Raw genomic sequence first — 510 nt, 5'->3', positions numbered from 1 at the left:
ATCCGCCATACGCCCTTTCTTACTTTCTTCTTATAAAGGATGAAGCGGGGATACAAAAAGCAACATACATTGCTCTGCCTTCCTCCGGCTTCACCTTCTGAAGCTCATACTTTTAGCTGTCAAGTGAAATCGCATCTTGCGATTTGATTTCTAAGACTGAACTTAGTTTACTTTACAGTTTTTGCTTGTGTCAATATGTCAAAGATCGTATGGACCTTCAGAATGCACGCTTCAGCATGCACGGTGATGTCCATCTGTGGAGAATAACGGATTCGAACCGTTGACCCCCTGCTTGCAAAGCAGGTGCTCTAGCCAGCTGAGCTAATCCCCCAAGGTAGTAATTCATAATGATTAATGCATGATGCATAATTATGATTACCATTTGATTGGAGTGTTCATCATTCAAGGTTCCATTAATAAGCAAAACTCAAATTTTAGTTTGGATTATGCATTATTAATTATGAATTATGAATTAAAGAAGTAGTCCCAGGCAGACTTGAACTGCCGACC

1 tRNA gene is annotated in these 510 nt (G+C 40.0%); it reads right to left on the bottom strand.

Annotated features, from left to right (window positions below):
- Positions 1-257: 257 nt before the first annotated feature.
- A tRNA-Ala gene (locus tag HMPREF2983_RS00120) sits at positions 258-331 on the bottom strand.
- Positions 332-510: the final 179 nt, after the last annotated feature.

It is taken from the genome of Prevotella sp. HMSC077E09 (genome assembly GCF_001814685.1).
In the GTDB taxonomy this organism is placed as follows: domain Bacteria; phylum Bacteroidota; class Bacteroidia; order Bacteroidales; family Bacteroidaceae; genus Prevotella; species Prevotella oris.
The sequence above is the reverse complement of the archived record's forward strand: the minus strand, read 5'-3'. Positions and strand labels throughout refer to the sequence as shown.